Below are 23,321 nucleotides of genomic sequence, written 5' to 3'. Positions count from 1 at the left end.
AAAGTGCTCCTAAGCGGCCTGTTTCAGCGGAGATTGTTCAAAGGAAATGTCAGGGAATATGTGGTTATGCAGCTCTCTCAGGGCCAGAGCCTGAACAGCAGGATTGCTGCTTTCGAGATTTTTCAGTTGCGTCAGGTTGAGCTGAACGGTGTAAATGTCACCCCCTTCAATCGGTGGCATATTTTCAAGACGGCGCACGTCATTACGGGACATCCACCCATTCTGGAGCGCACTGGTATAGTACGCAGCACGGCCCGCGCTGTCGGCGCGCAGCAGTCCTTCTACGGAGAACTCCGCGAAAACCTCATCATCGCTGTCCAGCAGGCACCGTCCAATTTCCTGTTCGATGTTCACCAGCAGGGGTCGCAGGGTGTGCGTCAGGAACTGGAGGTTCATGCCCTCCAGACTGGATGCCCAGCTACTTTGCTTCGTGGTGTGACCGACCATGAAAGGCGGAACGCGAAACCAGCGGCAGATCTCCTCAATGCTAAAGGCGCGGCTTTCGAGCATCTGAGCATCTTCCGGGTTCATGGTTACGCCCTGGTACGTCAAGCCTCCCTCAAGAACCATGATTTTCCCGGCGTTTTTTGAGCCTGTAAACGCCGCCATGTAACCGCGAAGTTTTTCACGTTGAGTATCATCCAGAGCTTTATCAGAAGAGAGAAACCCTGAACTTTGCAGGCCCTGTTCGAATATCTTCGCCGCGGACTCTTCAACCGCCATTGCAGAACCGATCACATCCCGGCCTGTTTTCATCGGCATCATGCCGCAAACACCGTCAAGACCGAACCCGCGAATGTGCATGATGTTTTTGACGGGAATGACGCGCTCGTTACCGTTTTCAGTGTATTTGTATTCCAGCGCCCCGGTCGTGAGACGTTTAACCACCATGTTCTGCGGCAGCAAAGGCACCAGCGAAACCAGGCGGTTTGCGATGAATTTCTTCTCAATGAAGGCGTTCCCGCGCAGGCAAATACTGGCGACCACCATCAACATAAAGCGTGATGGTGTCATTTCTGAATTGGGTCGGCGGCACAGTATCGAATAGGCCGGATGATCGGTTGCCGCTTTACGCGAACCGTCAGGCTGTCGAACGTATATTTTCAGCGGAAGGGTTGAAATAGACTCGCTTAACAGTCTTACGCATGCCCACACAGCCGATAGCTGGATGGCTTTATCGGCCGTTACCACCTTTCCGCTGCTGCTGGTACCAAACCATTCCTCCCAGAATGTGCCGGTAGTCAGGCTGATAGGCACACCAAGCCAGTTAAGCAGAGCACTTTTAACCCTGCCTGGCCGTTTGTTTTTTTTCATCAGAAACCTACCATGATGGGATTATTGAAGAATCCGGAGAGATCCTGCTGGTCGTTGCCACCGTTAACCAGAACGCGGCTCATTGCTGTGAACAAGGCCGCAGGGCCATCAATTTTGGCCTCAGGTGTGGACTTATTCGGGAATATGTTCTCGTTCCGGTCCGGTTTGACGGTTACGTTGGACATCATCCAGTTCATCACCGGGTGATCGCTGTGATGGAATCGGCCACCGTATACCAGCGCTTCGACCTCTTTCATCGCCTCAGAGAAATTGCGAACCGTCTGCGGCACTTCCACCAGCGGCAACCCTTCTTCTGCCAGCGCTAGGCTGAACTGCGTCGCACTCCACGGGTCGAAGCCAATTTCTTTCAGGCTCTCGCCAGCAACCCACAGCTGTAGCTCTTCCTTAATCTGAGCATGGTCGATTACATCCCCGTCGGTAAGGATCAGCTTGTCCATCCCGGCCCACTTACGATAGAGCTCTGCCATCTGGCGTGAACATTTCTCAAGGCGTCCTTCCGGTAGCCAGAATTTGAAATCCGCATGAACGTGGCCATCTGGCGCGCGCCAGACTTTCGCGGCCGCACAGATATCAATTTTGTTTGAAAGGTCAACGCCCACCCAGGAGGGATAGGTTTTAAGTTCGTGCTGCGGGGCGATAAACTCGCATTTTTCCCATTTCATCATGTCCATCCAGGCTGACTCAGCGGTAACCCAGATATTCATGTGCTTGGTGAAAAAGTTAATTCTGGCCGAAACCTGCTCTTTCGCCTTTTTAGCCAGGCGGCGCAGGTCATCCCAGCGCTTACAGATACCCAGCCCCGGATTCGCCTTCTGCCAGACTTTTTCATCAAAGGGATCGTCACCTTCATCTAAGGTGTAGATGATGGCAAAAAACGTATCGTCTTTTACCAGCCCACGCAGCACCTTGATGGCGTAATCACGCAATTCGTAGCAGATGCCTTCTTTGTTGAACCCGGCTGTGGTGATACCGAAAAGCAGCGATTGCAGACGCGCGCCGGTTGCCGTCTCCAGAACGTCCCAGACGTCACGCGTTTTGTGAGCATGCAGCTCGTCGACAATGGCGCAGTGGATGTTCAGGCCGTCGAGGTTGTTCGCATCTGATGATAATGGCTCGAATTTGGAGGCGGCTTGCTCCTGGTAGATAGCGAGCTTGTTGAATTCGAAGATCCGCCCAAGAGTGGCTTTCGCCTTCTTGACCATATTTTTCGCGTCTTCAAAAACAATTCGCGCCTGGTCACGAGTGGTTGCAGCGGAATAAACCTCCGCCCCGCCCTCGCCGTCTGCGCCAGCCATATAAAGCCCCACGCCAGAGCAAAGCGTTGATTTGGCATTTTTACGGGCCACCTCAACATCTGCTGTACGAAAACGCCGAACCATCACCGGCCGACCGCTGCCGTCATTACGCAGGACGGTTTCCCCCGTCTCTTCGTTCACCAGCGGGATAACAAAACCAAAAATATTAATAAGGATGAAAACATGCCAGTCCATCAGCTCAATAGGCTGCCCTGCCAGTGCGCCTTTTACGTGAGGTACAAAATTATAGAAATTCAGAATGTGCTGCGCGCGCGGTTCACTGAAGAAAATACCGCGCTCTTCGCCGTGTGCCAGATCGTCAAGAAAACGCTGACAGGCAAGGCGCACATACTCACAGGCAATAATTTCCCCCGCCACCACCCTCTCGGCGTAGCGGATGCCTTCTGCAACCTTAGCCATTAATCCCTCGCTTTCATAAACTCGGCCAGCGGGTCAACCGCATCAGGACCTTTTGCATTCACTTTCGTGCGGCTGGCTGGCGTCATGCCGAACTCACCAAGCATGGCGCGCAGACGTTTCCAGGCATCAGCTTTCATGATGGCTGCGGGGTGAGCCTTGATCAGCACATCCCCGTTCTGCGTTTCGGTCCGGTAGGTGTAGCCCTCAACTTCAAGCGTGTCGCAGTGATGCCGGTATTCGGTATAAGCCTCAACCAGCAGCTCAAGGGCTCTGGCGTCCAGCTGAGACATCACACCGATAGCATCAAGCTCGTCGGCCATCCGTTTAAACCAGTATTTCCCCTGCTTGTCGAAATGCTTCGGCGTTGGGGGTACCCCTGAAGGGGGTTTTGGTTCGTTCTCATTGATCGGGCGTTTAGATGGGTTACCCCTCACCAAACGTAGATGGGTCGGGGTTTTCGGTGGTCCAGACATAATCGAAAACTCCTATTAATCATCGAATGGGGGACCCCATAAAAAAAGTTTTCTAACCTGCGGCGATGTGAAAAGAGGTTAGGCGGCGGTCCTTTAGGGTGATTCCCCTGAGGTTTTTACCCACCCTCCCCCTTTCTCATTTCAAATGAGAAATGATGTCATTTGAGTCTCTCGACTGCTGTCTTCGCTCTGTGGCAGGGCTTGCAGAGGCTTTCGAGGTTGGACAGGTCATCGGTACCCCCATTTGCTTTGGCGATGATGTGGTCCACCGTCTCAGCGGGTGTATACCTTCCATTTCGCAGGCATTCCTGACAAAGGTGTTTATCTCTGCCGAGAACGATTGGGCGCAGCCTGTCCCACTTACTGCCATAGCCTCGCTGATGCCTGCTCTGTCCCCGCTGATGCTGCTGCCAGCCTTCGTTAAGGTGCCTGTGACAATAGCCTGAGCGGTCAGTGGTCGTGCCTGGGCAGCCACGCTTGCGGCATGCTCTCGGTATTAACGCAGGCATCAGGCTAACCTCCACGCCCGGCGGCGTTCTGTACGTGGCGCTGAGTCAGGGTGACGCTCAACCGGTTCGCCGTCAGCATGGTCCACCAGCGAATAACACGGATAGATCACTGAGCCACCCCATGCATCACCCACAGCGTAATCGGCGGGCTTGCTGTTATCCCAGCGGGATAGCACGCGCTGCACATGCTTAGGCGGGACGCTATAGCAAACGCCATGAATGAGTCTCGACAGCGTGATGTAATCAGCGCGTGTCTTATCAGCCACGATTAGCCGCTCAGCAATCTGCATTTGATACTGTGGAGGCCGCCCGGTACCGAGATAAAAGCTCAGCATGTCGTCAGGGAAACGAGCCAGCCAGTCAGTTACCTTTTCGGTGAATCCCTGCACCGGCAGCGCGTCATCCTCAATTACGACAACCCGGCATGTTTGTTCTGCTGCCCACTCAAGCGCGCGGCGATGATTCCAGTTCGCGCCGTGGTTATCGTCATCAACCAGCAGATGAGCATGCAGCAGTGCAGCAAGACGTTGTGCAGGCCCTAAGCGGGTATGATGGCCGACCACCACAAACTTAATCTCTTCAGCCACCAGCGAATCTCCAATAAAAAAGCCGCACGATGGCGGCTACTGTCTGAATATCAGGGTGTTGCTCCGCTTTAACCCTGGTTAAGGTAAGCACTCAGCCCGTCAGTGGTGGGACACTGGCGCACTCATATAAAGAGGGATGGCTGATAACCTCTGGATTAGGAAATATAAATGGACCAACAAACAGCTTCTCTTCTGCACAAAATCGCTACACTTGAACAGCAGATGGCAAAACAAGGTGCAGCCGCAAACTTTGTAATCACTCACATGATTAAGCTTCTCGATGAACAATCGGGCGATAGTCAGTTTTCATCCAAACTCAGAGAGACCCTTTCAGAATCTCTGGATAAACTCAATCACAGTCAGTCAGCACCTATCAAGTCTGCCATCAACGAGTTGCTTCAGCCGTCTGTCCAAATAATGTTCCAACCGAAACCAGAGAAGTTCATTAAGTAATTGTAAGCGCGGCCTTCAGGCCGCTTTATTAATTTCTTCATTTACAACACTGATGACCTTTGCAGCAGTTTTTATGGCTTCACCTTCATAATATTCGACCGTACCTCCCTCAATTCGAGCAATAAAAACCTCCATACTGAAGATGTTTAACATTGGTACCGCCATCGCCCGTACGCTCACGGTAGCATTAATAACTTCGCCGTTAGCGATGAAAGACGAAACTACTAACTCGTGATTTTGCATCATTCTTAACCCCCGTAAGAATTATTTATGTTTAAACCAAGCGCTTTCTATACCGATGCCCTCAGTTTTGAACACCGTGTGAACCAGAGGGCCGGTGACCAGCCTGTCAGCGAATGACTGCGCAACAATGCCGAACGCCACCATGTCACCCACCGCGGCGCCAGCCTGTTCTTTCTTCCAGAAACGATAACTCTCGATCCGGTAGTAAAGACGGATGATGCCGTGAGCGAACGCCATTACATCAGCGCGAGTACCACCCAGCAGCCCAGCGTTAAGCATCACATCGTTGCGGTGTTCTTCAATAAACTCCTGATAGATGCGCTCCGGATGATTCTGCTTTGCCCAGGTATCGGCGTAGGTCTTTGGTTCTGAACCGACATACACCTTTCCGGCTTCCATTTCTTCCCACGGCGCGCGAAGCATTTCGACATCGGTACCATCGGTACACCAGACGAACCGGTATTCAGGGTGTTCTCGCAGGTGCTGCCAGATGTGCAACCAGCGACGAAAGTAGACATTCATCTTCACGTCAGGAACGCGACATAGCTCAACATCTGCCGGGGCTGCATGCAGCTCATCCACCAGCGCTATGCGGCCACAATTCCGAAGTGATGAGGCCCATTTAGCCAGCATGTCAGGCGAGGCCGCCATTTTTGTGCCGCGCTGCGGGTCAGGCTGACTGGTCAGTAGCGTTGTGATAACCACATCGCGCTGCTGGCGGTATTCAACGTAACCAGTAAACCCGGCATCACGCCGTTCGTTGTGGATCTTCACGTTACGTTCAACCAGCGCCTGTCGGTCGGGACGCGGCACCGAACGCTCTACCGCTTCATGCTCGTCGAGAGAATGAATCAGCTTTTCTGAACCGACCACATCACCGTAAGCCCACGTAGTTAGTCCTGCGTTATGGATGCGCAAGGCGAGATCGCTGTGCTCGTACATGCCGCGACCGTATACCCGATCGAAACCACCAACCTTCTCGATAGCGCTACGGTGGTAATAGAGCATCACTCCGCGCTGCCCGGTGTACGCCACATGCTGATCGTCACGGTAAAGCACCGAAAGGTCATTGAGCTTATTCTGGCCAGCAAGATCGAGGAACTGGTAAGCCAGGTGCAGTTCGGGTGATTCGATGTATGGCAAGTGCCAGTTATCAGCGATGGCATACGCATCGTCGTCCCACAAAAATAAATGTTCGCATCCTGAGTCCATAAGGCATTCAAGGCTGGAATTTTTCGATGCGACAATTCCTCGTGACTTATCATGTCGGATTAAATTGCACCACTCCGGCACTTTTGCAGGAGGGTTGGACCCGTCATCAATGACGAATACCACTGCGCCGGGAGGTAAATGTTTTCGATGTTGCTCAAGTGAATTGGCGAGTACCTGCGGCCTGTTATGCGTAGTTATCGCGATCCCGATTTTATTGTGAGAAACGCTATCGACGCGGACATAAGGAACCCCATCAACAATGACGTCCATTATTTCCCCTCAAATTCGTATCGTGCTTTTTCAACCGCAGCCGTTGCTTCGGATAATGTCTCAAATTCCTTTCGAAAAATGACATCGCCGTTTCGCGTAAGTGTTGCCCTGTACTTTCCGCTCTCCCTGACAGATACGCCCATCACCCCAGTGGAACTCACCGGCTTTATTCGGTTCCAGACGTTTACTGTGTGGGTCACCACCCTGAGGTGTTTTGGGTTAACACACTTTCGGTTATGGCAGAGGTGATCAAGTTCAAAGCCATCAGGAACATTCTTGACCAATATCTCATAACTGGCTTTGTGGGCCAGGGTCATCATCCCTTTGTGTTTAAACATTCCATATCCGTCTGGATTTATGTATGCAAGCCAGTTCCAGCATCCGGTTGAATCATCAACCATATACTTGCTGCTCAATCTATCGAGCGGTGATTTTGCTTCGAGGGAGCCGGTTTTATAGAGTCGCAGATAATGCATCTGGCACATGCTTTTGCAATGCGCTGGCCGTTCACATGAATTAACGGAACAGGTTTTTCCTGCATTTCTAACAAGTCCGCTCATCGGAGTTACCTTTTAGTGATGAACCTTGTCGCACAGGAGATCCAGCCCTCAGAAGGCTCCGACGCCAGCCGGTTCCTCAAGGGTCATCCTGAAAGGTTCTGAGTGGTTTTTGCGCGTGCGATGCGCAAAAAAAAGCCCCGCTATTGCGAGGCTCTGGTTTGTTTCTGGCAGTTAGCCTGCCACGCTTTGTTATGCGCCAGGATGTCGCGCTTCGTCTGCCTGTCCAGTACATCCCAGTCGTGCGCTGTGCAGTAGATGGGTTTAACCCAGTCGCAAGACGTATCGGCTACCTCAACCCTTACGGGTCCAGTTGTCCCGCAGCTCGCGATCAACATCGTCGCCAGGCATATGGTTAACAGTCTGCTGTACATTGCTGGCCTCTTTCGTAGCTTCTACCCGGCGTTCGGCTGCTGCGACCGTTGCCGCTGCGTTATCTTCGGTGCGCTGCTGGTCGGCTTTCACTTCAGCTTTGCTGGTGCCGCGAATATGGCCCAGGCCAAAAGCGCCGGCGATAGCGGAAATAACCAATGCGACCAGCCCAATTATCGTTTCGATCCCCACATTCACCTCACACCAGAACGGATTTCGCCAGGTTAAATAGTGCGCGGCGTTTATCCAACCCGTTTCTGCCCCCATTGATAATAAGCGTCACGCGTTCCACGTCGCCGGAATGAAGAAGGCAACCGCGGGAGGCATAGAACCATGCAGCAGAGCGCGCGGCGTATTCATCCTGTTCAAGCAGCTCCGGATGGGTAACAAGGTCCAGTTTCAACGCGTGACCACAACTGCGATAGTTACTCAGGCCGGTAACCTGTTTCAGCCCGCGACCGCGGTATTTCCATCCATCACCGGCAGCCTGATTGCCCAGGTGTTCTTTTCCCCACTCACCGCCGTAAACCAGATTGGCGATCGCTTTCTGGTTTGCCGGTTGCGTTGCCGTTCTGCCAAGTGCGACGGCCTGCTGTTGCGTGATACGGTGGCTACCGAACGTCGGTACCAGGTTTTCAACCGCGTAATTCAGGTTCTCCACCAGCCGGGTAAATCTGGTGCTTTCATGCCCCATCTGGGCAATAAACATGGCCTGGTCAAGCGGTGCGGTGATGCCGTATTCCTTCATGGCGGCGTCGATATGCGGAAACCAGCGCGCAGCTAATCCGGCGCTGATACCAGCCGCCTTCTGAAATTGTGATTGGTTCATTAGTGCCTCAGACGATCAACCAGCCGCGCCATATTTCCACGAACCTTCAGGATGGCGGCGAAGATAAGAATGTTTGCGACCACCACCAGCCAACTGGAATCACGATAAAGGCCGAAGATGAACTGCAAGGGGATCGCGGCGTAAACCAGCACGGTTATATACGCCAGGACAGAAATAAAGGGGCGATGCCGGGCGCCATGTCGCTGGTAAAACATCAGCACGATAACTATGGCCGCACAGATAAACGCATTAAAGAATGCTGACGGGTCAATTGCCATTTCCCCCTCCCCCGCGTAGCCGCGAGAAAAACTTGAACACGTTGTTCAAATCCTGGTTGTTAAGATAAGTGAGGATTTTTATACACAGGGCAGACAGAATCACTGCGCCCAGTGCATCCAGCGGTTTTTCATAGTGCGAAGCTGCATTTAGCAGTGAGCCAATAAGTCCTGCCCCGAGCACCCCAACGATAAACGACGTCAGGAAATATGCTGCCAGTCGGGCGCGGGACAGGTTTGTGGCTGTCGCGACGTAGAACACCGCACCACCAAACGCCCCGAACACCACACCAAAATCTGTATGAGTAAAGACGCCGTACAGGACTGAACCCAGCAGGCCGCCGCCGAGAACAGCGCCGGTGCCGGTTAATGGATCGGACATTTTGCCCCCTCTTATTGCTGTTGATCCTCTCAGAAGGTTGAGGGGAAACAAAAAAGGCCACCGTGAGGTGGCCTATATATGATTGAAATTTTTGATTTGGTAAGGCTTGATCAGACCGGCAATGCCTTCGGCTTGCCCATGTGATATGTAACAAGGCTGCTTTTGCTGCCATCTTCCCAGACTGTAGAGCTCTCGGTGATCATCAAAATCACCCAGCCTTTAGAAAGGCCCAAATTGACTTGCTCCACATCCTCTACCGTCCGTACTTCCTGAATTTTACTCAACAAGTTTTCATCTGCGCTCATCAACTGACCCTCAGTTAAAAAACACAACATAACAAACGCAATGAAGAAAAACCTTGCTGGAAATAAAAAAACCCGCAACGTGGCGGGCTTTTAGAGGTTAATTATCTACAGGCGCTATACTCCATAATCAGAAGCATACAGGACAGTTTTATGCAAAGTCAACACTAACGTGCAAAAAAGTGTCGCCATTTGTTCCGATCATATTAATAAGTTGTCGCCTTCTCAAACTCTACTGCCGCGTGACGCTCCCCCTGGCGCAGCGTGTCCACCAGCATTTCATAAAAGGGTTTCCAGTTGCGTGACCATGAGGACTGATGGAGGTCCGGGAGACGCTTCAGAATGGCACGGTGTACCGTCGCCGAGGAGATAGCAGAGAAGCCATTACCAGAGCAACGTTCACACGTTTTGAAAACCGGTGCGCCACGTTCTTTGGTCGCTTTGCGATCCAGCACTTCACCTTTACCGCCGCACCTGCACCGGGCGCTGATCGTTCCCTTGCCTTCGCAAACATCACAGACCGCCGGTACAACCTCTGTTACCTCCGTCCACTGCTCCCAGTCAGATGGTCGAACAGCACGAGAGCGGCAGGCCCAGTATGGCGCTTTACCCCATGGGTAAGAAACTTTGCGGGTAATCTGCTCGCGGGTTGTTCGCCCGGTACCGCAACAGCTGTGACACGTCGCGCTGGTGGCGGCCGAACGGGAGTAATCAGCAAAGGCAAACTGCGCCAGCATCTGCATGCACCATCCGAACTGCCCACCAGCTGCTTTGCGAACATTCTTCGGTGCGACATCCATCGCATATCGCGCCAGCGCCTGAACTGCGAGCTGTTCATCCGTTTTGCTGATTCCCGCTTTACCGAAGAACGCCGCCAGGCCGAAGCGCGCACGGCTGCTGGTGGTACCAATCGCCGCCATTACGTCTGTTCCTGTAAGGCGGTCCGGAGAAGTTCCCTTCACGTCGTCGCTGATCTGCATTCCCTGAGGGCTAAAGTGTTTTAGTGATGCTTCAAGTTCCATATCTCAAACCCTCGTTACGTTGCTGGCTTCCCACTCGAGATCAAGCTCGCTTTGCGGCTTACCGACCAGGTAGTTAAATGGTTTTTTCTCGCCTTCCAGGAACTGGTGAGAGCGAGAGTCGAAATTAGCTCCGATGTCACCGATCCACCCTTCCCCTTCTCGTTGCTTCAACAAACGAATCATTGAAGCGGGGAGATTGATCGCGGCCTGTTCGTCTTTGTCGAGGCTCTCATAACCCATACGATCCGCTTTTCTCTGCGCCAGCTCACGGGGAATGTTGCGCCAGACGGCCATAACGTTGTCGGGCATGTCGGTTAAGGCGCCAGTGCCTTTTACGTCCATCTTTCCTGTTGGAGCGGAGTCGTTTGTTTTTCTGGCGTGGGTAACCAGCAGGACGTGACAGTTATGCTCGTTCTTGAAGTCGCACAGCGTATCGATGAAGTCCTTCTGACCTGTGTAGTCTTCTTCGTCTAAGCCACATTTAGCCAGGTTATCTATGACGAACAGCTCAATGCCATAGCGACGCCGGGCATAGGCAAAAATCTCAAGAAGCCGGTCTGCTTTGGCAGTTCCGGTAAGTTTGAATACCCAAAGGCGGTCAGAAAACCATTCGTTGGTCATAATGATTTCTTCACGTTTCGGTGAGGAAGTGCAGATGGTTTGCCGCGTGAGTCGGGCAAGCATTTTGCCTGGTTTAAGCTCCAGAGAAGCAATACACGTCCTGACGCCCTGACTCATCGCATCAATCGCGATATGTCCAACGAGCTCTGTTTTTCCATGCCCATTAACGCCATTAACGAGGGTCAGTTCACCGGCACGGAACTTAAAGTTGTTGTTCAGCGAAGCCCATGGGCTTGTAAACAGACCGGTATCCCGATGTTCGAATGCCTCGATAGTTTCCTGAAGCAAGTCCCCTGCTGAGCAAAGCTCATCGGGATCGAAGAATTTGGCGCGCTCCATGTATTCCAGAATGGAGTCGCTGTCCATGCCGTTCATCAGGCAATCGTTGATATCTTTGTGGGGAAGTTCAACCATGCGGCAACGATGTTCCCCAAGACGTCTGGCGATTTCTTTTGCAGCTTCACGGCCTACATTGTCGTTGTCCAGGCACAGCCAAATTTCCTGGAAGCGATCGAGGTTATGGTATTCATATTCAATCCACTGCTGTTTGGCCCCTTTGCCACCGCCAAAGGGAACAGACAGGGCATCATAGCCAAGCTGCGTAAAGGTCATGCAATCAATCTCACCTTCGCACAGAACTACCAGGCGGGTGTTTTTATCCAGAGCCTGCCAGCCAAACAGACATGGTTCGCAATCAGCTTCAGCCATAATCAGTTTTTTGCCGTTTGGCCTTTCGGTTCCAATACGTTTTACCTGTAGCAGTTCACCATTCCGGATGTACGGGAATGCCACTGCTGGTACCTCGCGGCTTTCGTCGTGATACCAGACCACCGCGTCTGTTACCTTAAAGCGATCGGCTGTTTCACGGGTAATTCCACGTGAAGCAAGGTAGTCATAGCATTTGCTGGCCGATTTAACGCCCTTTTTCGTCGGACGAGAGAACAGTTTTTTCTTCGCTTCGAAGTGGTGGTCGTCATCTTTCAGGCCAAGAAACTCTTTCGCCTCTCGCATTGCATCATGCAGCTGGCAGTTACGAACCAACACCCAGAGATCCAGCAGGTCACCGCTGTCACCGCTGGCAAAGTCAGCCCATGATTTTTTACCGCCGATATTGACCTTGAGGCTTTTGCCTGAGTCACCGTTCGTATTGCCAGCACACCACTCCTTCCCCTCCAGATGTCCTTTCGGAAGGAGAAACTTAGCGACGCGTTCAGCGTTATCCCATAGTTTTTCTGATAGTTCAGCTGGGCTCATAACTCACAAACTCCGTAAATCGAATTTAACAAAAAACCATCTCACAAATCCCTCGCACAGAACGCCGTGGTTATATCCGGCCACCAGCACACGCTTGAGGAGTATTTTCATGGGCGATACCCGCCACGGTTCATGCGATCGATCGCTGACTGATTGATAAACACCTCGGCAGAGCCGTCATCAGACTTTGCGTACCACTCGTAGCGAGACTGGTCTTGTCGGGTAGGGACTTTGTTTTCCTGGGTCTCTACCAGCCACGGTTCATCGAAATGTTTATCCGGCCCGAAGAACGTCGCCGCCTGCTTGACGAACGAAGTACCGATCTTTCCCTCAGAGGCCATGAAAGCTGCGTAGCGCTTAACCCCTTCCAGCATCGTCTCTGGTTTTACGCCCTGTTTAATACGTGCGTTCCAGGCTTTGAATGCGCTTAGCTTGTTATTTCCACCGCTACGTTTTGGGTATGCCTGCCAGGCTTCTTCAAATGCAGGAGAATAATCAGTTGAAGATTTCACTTTCGGTGTGTCGGCTTCAGCCGATGCACCAAGATATTTATTCTCTGTATTAATCTTCTGTGTAGTCTCCTGGTAATCTACTGTATGAATGGATGCGGAATTTCCACATGACTGCTCGTTGGTTTTCCCCATACCTGCATGCTGGTTTTCCGCATCACTGTTTGCGGAAATTCCGCATCCTTGTTTGTTGGTTTTCCCCATACCTGCATGCTGGTTTTCGCCAAGTAGAAGTTCTTCCAAGCGCTCCTGGTTTACTCTGAAATATAATTTTGCTGGGATGCCACGTTTTGCTTCTTCCAGTACGCCACAGGAAACCAGCTTTTTACGCGCTCCCTCTTGTTCGTAACGCGTTAATCCAGTCTCTTCTTCGAGATCTGTCTGGGTTTTGTAGAACCAATTCCCTTCCATGCGGTTCTGCCAATAGACAATCTGTGACAATAGCAATGCACCTGTAATACCCACGCCAAGGCGAACGAAGGACCGTTGAAAGGCTATTGGACGATCAACGAGCTGTAAGAAATTGCTCACTCCACAACCCTCCTGAAATAATTTTGAAACTTCCAGACAGGCTGCATGCATTCATGCGGATAATTCTGCCTGGTGAAGTACACCTGCTGTTTATCCCGATTCCAGCCGGTGACATGCACAATCACACCGCGCGGATCGCGATAATCGATATCCAATGGCTTAACTTGGTTTTCGGTAGTGATCGAGTGCGACATATCACACCTCATTGCCCGGGGGAGGGAATGTATCTGGAAGGTCTGGGCGGATCTGGTAGGCTTTAACTTCGCCACCAGTAGCTTTAACAATGGACATGACATGATCAGCCTTAACCCGGCTACCATTAAGCCAGCGAAATACAGCCGGTTGAGTAACCCCGCACGCCCTTGCTAATGCAGCTTGGCCGCCGAGAATATCGATAGCTCTCTTGACATGTTGATTGATCATAAAAATACCAAAAGTTATTGAACATAGGGAAAGAGTATAGCCTTGAATAACTTTATGCAATAACTTATCGTATTTGCCACTTAATAACTTTTTGTATAGGCTTATTGGTATGAACACATTCTCAGATCGTCTTCAAAAAGCGATGGTTGACGCAGGCCTTACACAGGCAGAATTAGCGATGAAAGTTGGGGTTTCGCAACCAGCTATCTGGCGTCTTGTTGCAGGCAAAACCAACACAACACGTAAGTTGGTTGAGATTGCTAATGCGCTGGGTGTGAGCCCTGAATGGCTATCAACTGGAAAAAATCATGTGCCTCATAGACAGGGCTATGTGATAGAGACCATGCCCGAAAGGGAGGTAAAGGATAACGCTGGCATATTCAGGGTCGAGGTTCTTGACCTTTCAGTGAGTGCAGGACCTGGCACGTTCATGCTTTCAGAATATGTGGAGGTTTTACACGCTATTGAGTTCACGACTCAACATGCAAAATCCCTCTTCGGGAATCGTAGTGAAGATGTCGTAAAAGTAATGACCGTCAATGGCGACAGCATGGCCAGCACGTTCAATTCCGGTGATCGTGTCTTCGTAGACATTTCCGTCCGACACTTTCTAACGGATGGTGTGTATGTGTTTGTTTTTGGTAAAACATTTCACCTAAAACGTCTCCAGATGCAGGGAAACAGGCTGGCAGTCTTATCGGATAATCCGGCATATGAGAAATGGTATATCACGGAAGAAAACCAAGATGACCTTTACGTGATGGGTAAAGCCATAATGCATGAATCAATCAATTACAATAGGCTCTAACCTTCAACACCCCACCTTTTGAAGCCGCTTTTAAGCGGCTTTTTCTTTGTCTGTAGCTGTAAGCATGCAGTTTAATAACAAAATTTAATCAAAAAAATCAATGCATTAAACTAAATCGCAAAAGAAAAATAAGTTTTGTTATTGCAATAAGTTATTGCATGACTTAGAGTTCATTCATCGGCAAACAACGGAGCCAATGAAATGAATACTCAAATCACCGTAGCCAAAACCATCGGCAAAAGAATATTAAATCAAAGATCTTCGCTTCGACTGTCTCAGGATTTTTTGGCTGATCATCTTGGTTTAACAACCGAAACCATTAACAACTGGGAAACGGAAAAAACTGTTCCGTTTGCTGACCAGTTAATCCAATTGGCTAACATTCTTCATTCTGATGTTCTGTGGCTCATTTCAGGAAACGAGCAGTGTGGTGAATTTACAGAGCCAACAAGCATTATAACTTCCAATCAACTTAATTCATGGTCTGCGGATATTGGCAATTGCAGAATGGCTTTATCCAACGCTATGGATTGTATGCCTCCGGAATTGTCGGCTATCGGTACGCTAACTATCGTTTATGAAAAATTAGACGACTTGCAAGAAACCATCTGCAAGCAAGCCGACAAGATTTAAAATTAATTAACATTATTTAATTAACACCTTTCTTGGTGGGGCCAAACTCACCCTGAGGAAATGAAAATGCAAAATTCCGTCGCAGTTAATCAGCCAGTTAAAACGCCTCAAATGCTGTTCGGATCTGACAACATCAATGACTTTGGCAACCGCGTACAAAGCTGCCGGATGGAAGGTGATTCAATGCAGCCGACCATCGAACCATGTGAGGTTGTGGCTTTCGTTGATTGCGGTGGACGTGCGCTTACCTCTGGCATTTATGTTTACACAATGGATGCTTTTGGTCGCCCATGTCTTTTCATTAAGAGAATTGAGCCATTAGCTGATGGCTCATTAAAAATCATTTCTGATAACCATCATTACGAAACTTTCACCCTTAATACCGATGAACAGAAAGAAATCAAAATTCACGGTCGGGTGGTGGCTTCTTTGGCTGTGAGGCGCTTCGTATGACTTTCATCATTGATAAATCGGCATATAGAACAGCATGCCTTTATGCGGCCTGCGGTTACGAGGTAATCGCTCGTCTTTATCTTAAAAAAGCATATGGTCGGTAATTATGAGCTTATTAAAAAGGCAAGACATTCAGGTTGTGAACATCAAAGCCGAGCAACTGGCTGGTTTATCGCAAACATTATTTGAATATCACGACAAACTGGACCATTTCCAACTTAAAACTATTTGCTCTCTTGTTTATGACATTGCTGGCGAAATTCATGATTGGACCGAAAAAGAAGAGGAAATTGTTATGAGCTTAGAGGAGGAGGCTCGCCGCAATGGATAAATTAATCGAGACATATCGCCGCCGAATTTTAAAAGCAGCGTTATTACGCCACCAGCGTAAAACAGGCAGTAACTGCCTTGTTATTAAGCTCAATAAAGGCGGCATTAACACGGTCGAGTTAACAGAGATTCTTCTCGATGGATTATTGAGAAAATTCGAAAGGCTTGCGATCAGTGAGTACGGGAATGTCGAAGGCGTAAAAGCTATCAAGGGAATTTACAGCAGCGCTGTTGATGTTAATGGCAGCGGTGAATTCCTTACGGATTGCGGGAAGGAATTAATCGACGAGCTCATTTCTGAGCTGGTTGAGTTCATCAAAAAACAAAAAGTGGAGGCTCCGAAAACGGAGGGTAATGAAATGGGGGGATCTGATGGCACTTACAGCGATACGAATTCCTGAATCAGATTATCTCAACGAGTGCTTTTATTACGAACAAAAAACTGGAGAGTTGTTTTGGAAACATCGTCCCTTAAAACACTTTTCATCATCAAGTATACAAAAACAATTAAATACAAGATTTGCAGGTAAACCTGCTGGCGCGTTTATTAAAACAAAAACAGGAGCATATCGTATCGTGCGGTTAGATGGTGTCATTTACTATGCCCATCGCCTGATATTTAAAATGGTTAATGGTGTTGAGCCCGAAGTAGTCGATCACATTGATGGGAACACCACTAATAACAGAATAGAAAACCTGCGTTCATGTACAAACCAAGACAATAGTAAGAATGCGCGCTTATCTAAAACCAACACATCCGGCCATACAGGGGTGAGCTGGTCACATCACAAGAAAAAATGGTGGGCAAATATTGTTATAAACGCGAAGCAAATATATCTGGGATCTTTCACGGATTTCAATAAAGCAGTCGAGGCAAGACGAAACGCAGAAATTAAATATGGATTTCATGATAACCACGGAAAAAACAGAACACGATTCACGGGAGAGACCGGAAATGAACGATAAACGCACCGTAAGCATGATTGACCTGGCATTACAGAAACACGATACGCCAGTTGGCCCACTGTACGTGGCGGTACGCCACAGACGTATCAAAAAATGCTTCACGCGAGATACGGCGATCCGCTATCTGGCTTTCTTCATGACCACCGAGGCTTTTGAGCGTTCTGGTTTTCCGCAGCGTCACCCGAGGGTGCGTATTGATCGCGATGATATGGAGGTATGGCGAGATGGGGAAACAAAAGCGGAGTATCTGGCCGCCCACCAGCGTTGTGTTCGCCGTCTGCGTCGTATCCTGGCGCGCAAGCGAGAAATGGAGAAATGGTGTGCAAAATGGGACGCGATGCACGAGCGCTACGTCAAAGAACGTGACGAACTCAAAGCAACAAAGCCTGCCGGGGTACGCTGAATGAAAATCCAATACCAAGACTATGGCGCTGTAGCAAATATCGTTATCTCCAGCACCGTATTCGAGTACCGGAAGCATAACAGGGTAGTTGAAAACACTCTGTTTCTGGTGCCAGCCGTAGTGAGTTCACGGCACGGAACTTTCATCCTGAAAACGGTTATTTCTGGTAAAAGCCGTGATGCATTACGCGCTTACAGAACTGCAATCAGGGAGGCGGCACGATGAATACAGCTTTTGAAATATGGGTTCGTAAGCGATACGGAAACCGCTACGACCTGACACGGGATATTCAGGGGCTTTATTGCCGGGAAGTGGTTAAGCGGATGTTTGAAGTGTGGTGCCACTGCCGTGGCCTGGATGTAGTGTGAGGTGATTATGAGCGACGTTGTTCTTCTGGTACCGAATGACTGGGTTAGCGAAAAGGTTCTGATTGCGGTTACCGGGCTCAAGCCCGGAACCATCCTCCGGGCCAGAAAAGAATGCTGGATGGTTGGGCGGGAATATGTGCACGTTTCACCGGACGGAAATCCGAAACCTTCCAGCGAGTGCATGTACAACCGTAAAGCGGTCGATGCGTGGGTGGCCTCAATGAAAAACAAACAGCCTGGGTGATCTGAGGCCATGAAAAAGGTAATCTCATATCGCTCTTGGGCGTCTGGAGGAATCAATGGATAGAGTTACATATCCAACAGGCGTCGAAAACCACGGTGGCACATTGCGCATCTGGTTTAATTTCAAAGGTAAGCGTGTCAGGGAGAGCCTCGGTGTCCCTGACACCGCTAAGAACAGGAAGATCGCCGGGGAACTGCGGACATCGGTATGTTTTGCCATCAGAACAGGCACATTTGAGTACGCGGCACAGTTTCCGGACTCCCCTAACCTCAAGACTTTTGGGGTGGGGAAGAAAGAAATTACAGTGTCAGAGCTTGCCGAAAAGTGGCTGGATCTGAAGAGAATGGAAATCTGCGCGAACGCACTCAACCGTTATGAGTCGGTCACAAGGAATATGGTGCCAAGGATCGGGGGTAATCGGCTGGTGTCGGCGGTGACGAAAGAGGAATTACTGTATATCAGGAAAGATTTACTGACCGGTCACCAGATGCCAATGAAGGGGAAGGTCCCGGCAAAGGGAAGAAGTGTTGTCACCGTAAATTATTACATGACAACTATTGCCGGAATGTTTCAGTTTGCCGCAGATCACGGTTACTTAGAGGCGAACCCATTCGACGGGATCAAGCCTCTCAAAAAAGCCAGGGCAGAGCCAGATCCGCTAACTCGTGACGAATTTATTCGCCTGATTGATGCATGCCGGCATCAGCAGACGAAAAACCTGTGGTCACTAGCAGTATACACAGGGGTCCGTCATGGGGAGCTGACCTCCCTGGCCTGGGAGGATATCGATCTTGAAGCTGGAACAATAACAATCAGGCGCAATTATACAAAACTGGGTGAATTCACTCTACCGAAAACTGAGGCCAGTACCAACAGAGTGATACACCTCATTCAGCCTGCGATCAGCGTCCTGAGGAATCAGGCGGAAATGACCAGGTTTGGAAAAAAGCATCAAATCGATGTTCAGCTGCGCGAATACGGCAGAACTGAGAGCCACGAGTGTACATTTGTTTTCAACCCTCAACTGGTCAGAAGATGTCAGCAGGTGGGGATCATCTACAAAGTCGACTCGATAGGTGATTTATGGGACGCAGCGATGAAGCGAGCAGGGATAAGGCACAGGAAAGCATATCAGTCGCGTCACACGTATGCATGCTGGTCACTGTCAGCTGGTGCTAACCCCAGCTTCATTGCCAGTCAGATGGGCCATGCGAGCGCCCAGATGGTCTTCAACGTATACGGTGCGTGGATGGCAGACAGCAGTAGCGAGCAGATCGCAATGCTGAATCAGAGGCTCGCGGATTTTGCCCCACAGATGCCCCAAAGCATACATAGCAGCGCCAGAGCATTATTAAAATCAGTAAGTTAGTTAATAACGCCCGACATGTTAACTGCGTGGAGGGCAATACCACGCTGTACGCCCTGCCCCGCGCGGAGATTGTTGAACGCTGGCGCGAGCAAACCACCGACGACTTCCGCTTTTGCTTTAAATTCCCGGCGACCATCTCCCACAACGCCGCGCTGCGCAACTGCGATGATTTAACCCACGAGTTTTTCACCCGCATGTCGCCTCTGGCCAACCGTATTGGCCAGTACTGGCTCCAGCTTCCCGCCACGTTTGGCCCGCGCGACCTGCCTGCCCTCTGGCAGTTTCTCGACGCCCTGCCACAGGGCTTCACCTACGGCGTAGAAGTGAGGCATCCGGAATTCTTTGCCAAGGGCGACGCGGAGAAAGCGCTCAATCGCGGCCTGCATGAACGATCGGTCAACCGCGTGATCCTCGACAGCCGCCCCGTACACAGCGCAATCCCGCACAGCGAAGCCGTTGTTGATGCCCAGCGCAAAAAACCGAAAGTGCCCGTCCACGCGATCGTAACGGCGCAGAACCCGATGGTCCGGTTTATCGGCAGCGATAACATGCAGCAAAATGAGGAGATGTTCGCCGTCTGGCTGCAAACGCTGGCGAAATGGGAGCACACCACCACGCCGTACCTTTTTTTACATACGCCGGATATCGCGCAGGCGCCTGAACTGGTCGATGCTCTCTGGCAGGCCTTGCAGCAGGCGGTTCCGTCGGTTGGCCCCGCGCCGTCCATCCCACAACAATCTTCTCTTTTCTGAAATCACCCCCTATCATAGAGACGTGCCATCTGCCAAAAACAGGGAGTTAGTATGGTCAGCGCGCTGTATGCGGTGTTAGGTGCATTACTGCTGATTAAATTTTCATTTGATGTTGTGCGCCTGAGAATGCAGTACCGCGTCTCGTACGGCGACGGGGGCTTTTCTGAGCTGCAAAGCGCAATCCGGATCCACGGCAACGCGGTCGAGTACATTCCCGTCGCGTTAATTTTACTGCTGTTAATGGAGATGGATGGCGCTGAAACCTGGATGGTGCACGTCTGTGGGCTGCTGCTGATAGCAGGGCGTTTGATGCATTATTATGGTTTTCACCACCGCCTGATCCGCTGGCGTCGTTCCGGCATGAGCGCGACCTGGTGCTCGCTTTTGCTGATGGTGCTGGCTAACCTTTGGTATATGCCGTGGGAGTTGGTTTTCTCCTTCCATTAGCGCACAATATGCCCCTTTATTTTTCCCGGATTTTTACGTTATGTCAGATCGCGACACGCTTTTTTCCGCGCCTATCGCCAGCCTGGGCGACTGGACCTTTGATGAACGGGTAGCCGAAGTCTTCCCGGATATGATCCAGCGCTCTGTTCCCGGTTATTCCAATATTATCTCCATGATCGGCATGCTGGCGGAGCGTTTTGTTCAACCCGGCACGCAGGTCTATGACCTGGGCTGTTCGCTGGGAGCGGCAACGCTGTCCATTCGTCGTAACGTTCATCACGAAGGCTGCAAGATTGTGGCTGTCGATAACTCACCGGCCATGGTTGAACGCTGCCGTCGCCACATTGACGCGTATAAAGCCCCTACGCCTGTGCATGTGGTAGAAGGCGATATCCGCGATATCGACATCCAGAACGCCTCGATGGTGGTACTGAACTTTACCCTTCAGTTCCTGGTGCCGGACGATCGTCAGCGGTTGCTGGATAAAATTTATCAGGGCCTGAACCCGGGCGGCGCGCTGGTGTTGTCTGAGAAATTCAGCTTTGAAGACGCCAGCGTGGGCGAACTGCTGTTCAACATGCACCATGATTTCAAGCGTGCAAATGGCTACAGCGAGCTGGAGATCAGCCAGAAGCGCAGCATGCTTGAAAACGTCATGCTGACGGATTCCGTAGAAACCCACAAAGCGCGCCTGCGTAAGGCCGGATTTGAACACAGCGAACTGTGGTTCCAGTGCTTTAACTTTGGTTCTCTGGTGGCGCTGAAAGCCGGGGACGTAGCATGATCGAGTTCGGTAATTTCTATCAGCTGATTGCCAAAAACCACCTTTCCCACTGGCTGGAAACCCTGCCAGCGCAAATTGCTACCTGGCAGCGCGATCAGCAGCATGGTCTGTTGAAGCAGTGGTCCAACGCCGTGGAGTTTCTGCCTGAACTGACGCCTCATCGTCTGGATTTACTGCACAGCGTGACGGCTGAGAGCGAAGAGCCGCTCCCGGCCGGGCAGCTCAACCGCATCGAAACGCTGATGCGTAACCTGATGCCGTGGCGCAAAGGGCCGTTCTCGCTGTACGGTGTAAATATCAACACCGAGTGGCGCTCCGACTGGAAGTGGGATCGCGTTCTGCCGCATTTATCCGACCTGACCGGGCGCACTATTCTGGACGTGGGCTGCGGTAGCGGCTATCACATGTGGCGCATGATTGGCGCAGGCGCGCATCTGGTCGTCGGTATCGATCCGATGCAGCTGTTCCTGTGCCAGTTTGAAGCGGTGCGTAAGCTGCTGGGTAACGACCAGCGTGCGCACCTGCTGCCGCTGGGTATCGAGCAACTCCCTGCCCTGAAAGCGTTTGATACCGTTTTCTCAATGGGCGTGCTGTACCACCGTCGTTCCCCGCTGGAGCATCTCTGGCAGTTGAAAGATCAGCTGGTCAGCGGCGGCGAACTGGTGCTGGAAACGCTGGTCATCGAAGGCGATGAACATGCCGTTCTGGTGCCGGGCGATCGCTATGCGCAGATGCGCAACGTTTACTTCATCCCTTCCGCGCTGGCGCTGAAAAACTGGCTGGAGAAATGTGGGTTTGTCGATGTACGCATCGCCGATGTGTGCGTGACGTCAGTTGAGGAACAGCGCCGCACCGACTGGATGATCACCGAATCGCTGGAGCAATTCCTCGACCCGGACGATCACAGTAAAACCATCGAAGGCTATCCGGCCCCGATGCGTGCGGTATTGATTGCGACCAAGCCGTAGCCTTTAGCCGGGTGGCGGCTGCGCCTTACCCGGCCTACGCGTGATTTCGTAGGCCCGGTAAGCGTAGCGCCACCGGGCAAAAAAGAAAAAAAGGCCCCTGTGTAATTTGCAGGGGCCTGGTACAAGCAAGCATCATATTGGGCGACATGATGCGCGGTAAAAATCGGTACGTTGCTACACGTGATGACGTTCAATCAACGATTTCATTACCGCAACCGACTCTCCATCCACACCGTAGCGCGAGTACTCATCCGCTTCAGCATCCGTCGACATTGACAACCCTGTATTGCGATAACGCATGGGTGAAGGTATCCATTTACCCGCCGAGCTGTGCAGCTCTTCCACCCCTGCGTTTAAAAACAGTTCCAGATTGCTGGCGCGTACTCCTGCGCCCGCCATGATTATTGGAACACCGGAATGTGCTTTTAGTTCCGTAATTAATTTCAGTCCTTTTTCAGCCGAGGACTGCTGGCCCGACGTCAGAACGCGCGCAACGCCCAGTTCTGCCAGCGTATCAAAGGCTTGTATCGGATCCTGACACATATCGAACGCACGATGAAAAGTGACCGCCATCCCCCGGGCGGCGCGCATGACCTGACGCATACGCGGAAGATCGATGTTGCCGTCTTCGTCCAGCACACCGATCACCAGCCCCGGAAAACCGGAATCACGGACAAGGGCGATATCCTCAAGCATGGCACTGAACTCACCCGCCGTATAACAAAAATCACCGCCGCGCGGGCGAATAATCGGGTGCACCGGAATGGTGATGGCCTGACGGGCTGATTTCAGCACACCAAAGGACGGGGTTAATCCTCCTTCTTTCGGTGCCGCGCAAAGCTCGATGCGATCGGCCCCGTGCCGTTGCGCAGTGACGGCACACTCCACGCTGTAACAACAAATTTCCAGCAGCGCCATGACA

35 protein-coding genes are annotated in these 23,321 nt (G+C 51.2%); 16 read left to right on the top strand and 19 right to left on the bottom strand.

From position 1 onward, the window contains the following. Positions 1-9 precede the first annotated feature (9 nt). The 5 genes from RHN82_RS19230 to RHN82_RS19210 form a co-directional block, all read right to left on the bottom strand. The gene (locus RHN82_RS19230) at positions 10-1,314 is read right to left on the bottom strand and encodes a phage portal protein (protein WP_032104390.1); all 1,305 of its coding nucleotides are present in this window, start codon (positions 1,312-1,314) and stop codon (positions 10-12) included. Then, positions 1,314-3,050 (bottom strand): terminase large subunit, encoded by a 1,737-nt coding sequence (locus tag RHN82_RS19225; protein ID WP_047051611.1) that lies wholly within the window; start codon positions 3,048-3,050, stop codon positions 1,314-1,316. The genes RHN82_RS19230 and RHN82_RS19225 overlap by 1 nt, the downstream gene beginning before the upstream one ends. Then, positions 3,050-3,523 (bottom strand): phage terminase small subunit P27 family, encoded by a 474-nt coding sequence (locus RHN82_RS19220; protein ID WP_032619868.1) that lies wholly within the window; start codon positions 3,521-3,523, stop codon positions 3,050-3,052. The genes RHN82_RS19225 and RHN82_RS19220 overlap by 1 nt, the downstream gene beginning before the upstream one ends. Positions 3,524-3,681: 158 nt before the next feature. After that, on the bottom strand, positions 3,682-4,032 hold the full coding sequence (locus RHN82_RS19215) for an HNH endonuclease (RefSeq protein ID WP_032682360.1): 351 nt from the start codon (positions 4,030-4,032) through the stop codon (positions 3,682-3,684). Beyond that, on the bottom strand, positions 4,032-4,619 hold the full coding sequence (locus RHN82_RS19210) for a hypothetical protein (RefSeq protein ID WP_023296833.1): 588 nt from the start codon (positions 4,617-4,619) through the stop codon (positions 4,032-4,034). The genes RHN82_RS19215 and RHN82_RS19210 overlap by 1 nt, the downstream gene beginning before the upstream one ends. 168 nt (positions 4,620-4,787) lie before the next feature. On the opposite strand from RHN82_RS19210, the gene RHN82_RS19205 reads away from it, so the two are divergent. Then, a complete protein-coding gene (locus RHN82_RS19205; RefSeq protein WP_039268833.1) occupies positions 4,788-5,072 on the top strand; it encodes a hypothetical protein in 285 nt (94 codons plus the stop codon). A gap of 15 nt (positions 5,073-5,087) precedes the next feature. Here RHN82_RS19205 and RHN82_RS19200 read toward each other — a convergent pair whose 3' ends face one another. From RHN82_RS19200 to RHN82_RS19140, 13 genes are all read right to left on the bottom strand, one after another. Beyond that, complete coding sequence (locus tag RHN82_RS19200) at positions 5,088-5,318, bottom strand: DUF1327 domain-containing protein (protein WP_039268832.1); 231 nt, start codon at positions 5,316-5,318, stop codon at positions 5,088-5,090. An 18-nt stretch (positions 5,319-5,336) separates the two neighbouring features. Further along, positions 5,337-6,797, bottom strand: a complete 1,461-nt coding sequence (locus RHN82_RS19195; protein WP_047051612.1) for a glycosyltransferase family 2 protein — start codon at positions 6,795-6,797, stop codon at positions 5,337-5,339. Continuing rightward, positions 6,797-7,357: an HNH endonuclease signature motif containing protein gene (locus RHN82_RS19190; RefSeq protein WP_080344070.1), complete on the bottom strand. Its 561-nt coding sequence runs from the start codon at positions 7,355-7,357 to the stop codon at positions 6,797-6,799. The genes RHN82_RS19195 and RHN82_RS19190 overlap by 1 nt, the downstream gene beginning before the upstream one ends. Positions 7,358-7,648: 291 nt before the next feature. Then, positions 7,649-7,918: a hypothetical protein gene (locus RHN82_RS19185; RefSeq protein ID WP_047051639.1), complete on the bottom strand. Its 270-nt coding sequence runs from the start codon at positions 7,916-7,918 to the stop codon at positions 7,649-7,651. A 7-nt stretch (positions 7,919-7,925) separates the two neighbouring features. Further along, positions 7,926-8,555: a glycoside hydrolase family 19 protein gene (locus tag RHN82_RS19180; protein WP_047051614.1), complete on the bottom strand. Its 630-nt coding sequence runs from the start codon at positions 8,553-8,555 to the stop codon at positions 7,926-7,928. Continuing rightward, entirely contained in the window at positions 8,555-8,833 is a 279-nt protein-coding gene (locus RHN82_RS19175; protein ID WP_047051615.1) for a phage holin family protein, read from the bottom strand. The genes RHN82_RS19180 and RHN82_RS19175 overlap by 1 nt, the downstream gene beginning before the upstream one ends. Continuing rightward, positions 8,823-9,212, bottom strand: a complete 390-nt coding sequence (locus tag RHN82_RS19170) for a phage holin family protein (RefSeq protein WP_017384387.1) — start codon at positions 9,210-9,212, stop codon at positions 8,823-8,825. The genes RHN82_RS19175 and RHN82_RS19170 overlap by 11 nt, the downstream gene beginning before the upstream one ends. A 110-nt stretch (positions 9,213-9,322) precedes the next feature. Continuing rightward, complete coding sequence (locus tag RHN82_RS19165; RefSeq protein WP_047749287.1) at positions 9,323-9,517, bottom strand: hypothetical protein; 195 nt, start codon at positions 9,515-9,517, stop codon at positions 9,323-9,325. Between the two features lie 203 nt (positions 9,518-9,720). Next, the gene (locus tag RHN82_RS19160) at positions 9,721-10,536 is read right to left on the bottom strand and encodes an antitermination protein (protein WP_047051617.1); all 816 of its coding nucleotides are present in this window, start codon (positions 10,534-10,536) and stop codon (positions 9,721-9,723) included. Between the two features lie 3 nt (positions 10,537-10,539). Next, on the bottom strand, positions 10,540-12,411 hold the full coding sequence (locus RHN82_RS19155) for a toprim domain-containing protein (protein WP_047051618.1): 1,872 nt from the start codon (positions 12,409-12,411) through the stop codon (positions 10,540-10,542). A gap of 107 nt (positions 12,412-12,518) precedes the next feature. Further along, positions 12,519-13,451 carry a hypothetical protein gene (locus RHN82_RS19150; protein ID WP_000064516.1) on the bottom strand — a complete coding sequence of 311 codons (933 nt, stop codon included), beginning with the start codon at positions 13,449-13,451 and terminating at the stop codon, positions 12,519-12,521. Then, a complete protein-coding gene (locus RHN82_RS19145) occupies positions 13,448-13,645 on the bottom strand; it encodes a DUF4222 domain-containing protein (protein WP_000019788.1) in 198 nt (65 codons plus the stop codon). The genes RHN82_RS19150 and RHN82_RS19145 overlap by 4 nt, the downstream gene beginning before the upstream one ends. A 1-nt stretch (position 13,646) precedes the next feature. Further along, on the bottom strand, positions 13,647-13,991 hold the full coding sequence (locus tag RHN82_RS19140; protein WP_309423426.1) for a helix-turn-helix domain-containing protein: 345 nt from the start codon (positions 13,989-13,991) through the stop codon (positions 13,647-13,649). Between RHN82_RS19140 and RHN82_RS19135 the strand changes: the two genes are divergently transcribed. From RHN82_RS19135 to cmoB, 15 genes are all read left to right on the top strand, one after another. Further along, positions 13,984-14,682: a helix-turn-helix transcriptional regulator gene (locus RHN82_RS19135; RefSeq protein WP_023150198.1), complete on the top strand. Its 699-nt coding sequence runs from the start codon at positions 13,984-13,986 to the stop codon at positions 14,680-14,682. The two genes, RHN82_RS19140 and RHN82_RS19135, sit on opposite strands and share 8 nt — an antisense overlap. A 201-nt stretch (positions 14,683-14,883) precedes the next feature. Continuing rightward, a complete protein-coding gene (locus RHN82_RS19130) occupies positions 14,884-15,315 on the top strand; it encodes a helix-turn-helix domain-containing protein (protein WP_006811077.1) in 432 nt (143 codons plus the stop codon). A 66-nt stretch (positions 15,316-15,381) separates the two neighbouring features. After that, the gene (locus RHN82_RS19125; RefSeq protein ID WP_032673909.1) at positions 15,382-15,768 is read left to right on the top strand and encodes a S24 family peptidase; all 387 of its coding nucleotides are present in this window, start codon (positions 15,382-15,384) and stop codon (positions 15,766-15,768) included. Positions 15,769-15,874: 106 nt separating this feature from the next. Continuing rightward, positions 15,875-16,099, top strand: a complete 225-nt coding sequence (locus RHN82_RS19120) for a hypothetical protein (protein WP_006811079.1) — start codon at positions 15,875-15,877, stop codon at positions 16,097-16,099. Beyond that, positions 16,092-16,499, top strand: coding sequence for a hypothetical protein (locus RHN82_RS19115; protein WP_047051619.1), 408 nt, complete (start codon positions 16,092-16,094; stop codon positions 16,497-16,499). The genes RHN82_RS19120 and RHN82_RS19115 overlap by 8 nt, the downstream gene beginning before the upstream one ends. Continuing rightward, positions 16,471-17,064: an HNH endonuclease gene (locus tag RHN82_RS19110; protein ID WP_071886803.1), complete on the top strand. Its 594-nt coding sequence runs from the start codon at positions 16,471-16,473 to the stop codon at positions 17,062-17,064. The genes RHN82_RS19115 and RHN82_RS19110 overlap by 29 nt, the downstream gene beginning before the upstream one ends. Next, the gene (locus RHN82_RS19105) at positions 17,054-17,467 is read left to right on the top strand and encodes a hypothetical protein (protein ID WP_047051620.1); all 414 of its coding nucleotides are present in this window, start codon (positions 17,054-17,056) and stop codon (positions 17,465-17,467) included. Before RHN82_RS19110 ends, RHN82_RS19105 begins: the two co-directional genes overlap by 11 nt. Beyond that, positions 17,468-17,692: a hypothetical protein gene (locus RHN82_RS19100; RefSeq protein ID WP_032103970.1), complete on the top strand. Its 225-nt coding sequence runs from the start codon at positions 17,468-17,470 to the stop codon at positions 17,690-17,692. Further along, on the top strand, positions 17,689-17,835 hold the full coding sequence (locus RHN82_RS19095) for a hypothetical protein (protein WP_023294929.1): 147 nt from the start codon (positions 17,689-17,691) through the stop codon (positions 17,833-17,835). Before RHN82_RS19100 ends, RHN82_RS19095 begins: the two co-directional genes overlap by 4 nt. Positions 17,836-17,842: 7 nt before the next feature. Then, positions 17,843-18,079: an excisionase family protein gene (locus tag RHN82_RS19090; protein WP_023294930.1), complete on the top strand. Its 237-nt coding sequence runs from the start codon at positions 17,843-17,845 to the stop codon at positions 18,077-18,079. A gap of 55 nt (positions 18,080-18,134) precedes the next feature. Further along, complete coding sequence (locus RHN82_RS19085; protein WP_047051621.1) at positions 18,135-19,448, top strand: site-specific integrase; 1,314 nt, start codon at positions 18,135-18,137, stop codon at positions 19,446-19,448. Then, complete coding sequence (locus tag RHN82_RS19080) at positions 19,427-20,200, top strand: DUF72 domain-containing protein (protein ID WP_047051622.1); 774 nt, start codon at positions 19,427-19,429, stop codon at positions 20,198-20,200. Before RHN82_RS19085 ends, RHN82_RS19080 begins: the two co-directional genes overlap by 22 nt. A 51-nt stretch (positions 20,201-20,251) precedes the next feature. After that, a complete protein-coding gene (locus RHN82_RS19075) occupies positions 20,252-20,647 on the top strand; it encodes an MAPEG family protein (RefSeq protein ID WP_003859737.1) in 396 nt (131 codons plus the stop codon). Between the two features lie 40 nt (positions 20,648-20,687). Next, positions 20,688-21,431 carry a carboxy-S-adenosyl-L-methionine synthase CmoA gene (gene cmoA, locus RHN82_RS19070; protein ID WP_047051623.1) on the top strand — a complete coding sequence of 248 codons (744 nt, stop codon included), beginning with the start codon at positions 20,688-20,690 and terminating at the stop codon, positions 21,429-21,431. Further along, the gene (cmoB, locus tag RHN82_RS19065) at positions 21,428-22,399 is read left to right on the top strand and encodes a tRNA 5-methoxyuridine(34)/uridine 5-oxyacetic acid(34) synthase CmoB (RefSeq protein WP_047051624.1); all 972 of its coding nucleotides are present in this window, start codon (positions 21,428-21,430) and stop codon (positions 22,397-22,399) included. The genes cmoA and cmoB overlap by 4 nt, the downstream gene beginning before the upstream one ends. A 174-nt stretch (positions 22,400-22,573) precedes the next feature. Here the strand turns inward: cmoB and cutC are convergent, their stop codons facing one another. Continuing rightward, on the bottom strand, positions 22,574-23,317 hold the full coding sequence (gene cutC / locus RHN82_RS19060) for a copper homeostasis protein CutC (protein ID WP_033486800.1): 744 nt from the start codon (positions 23,315-23,317) through the stop codon (positions 22,574-22,576). Positions 23,318-23,321 lie beyond the last annotated feature (4 nt).

The organism is Enterobacter cloacae complex sp. EB5, assembly GCF_031432835.1.
Lineage (GTDB): Bacteria > Pseudomonadota > Gammaproteobacteria > Enterobacterales > Enterobacteriaceae > Enterobacter > Enterobacter hormaechei_C.
This window is presented reverse-complemented; position numbering and strand designations above follow the sequence as displayed.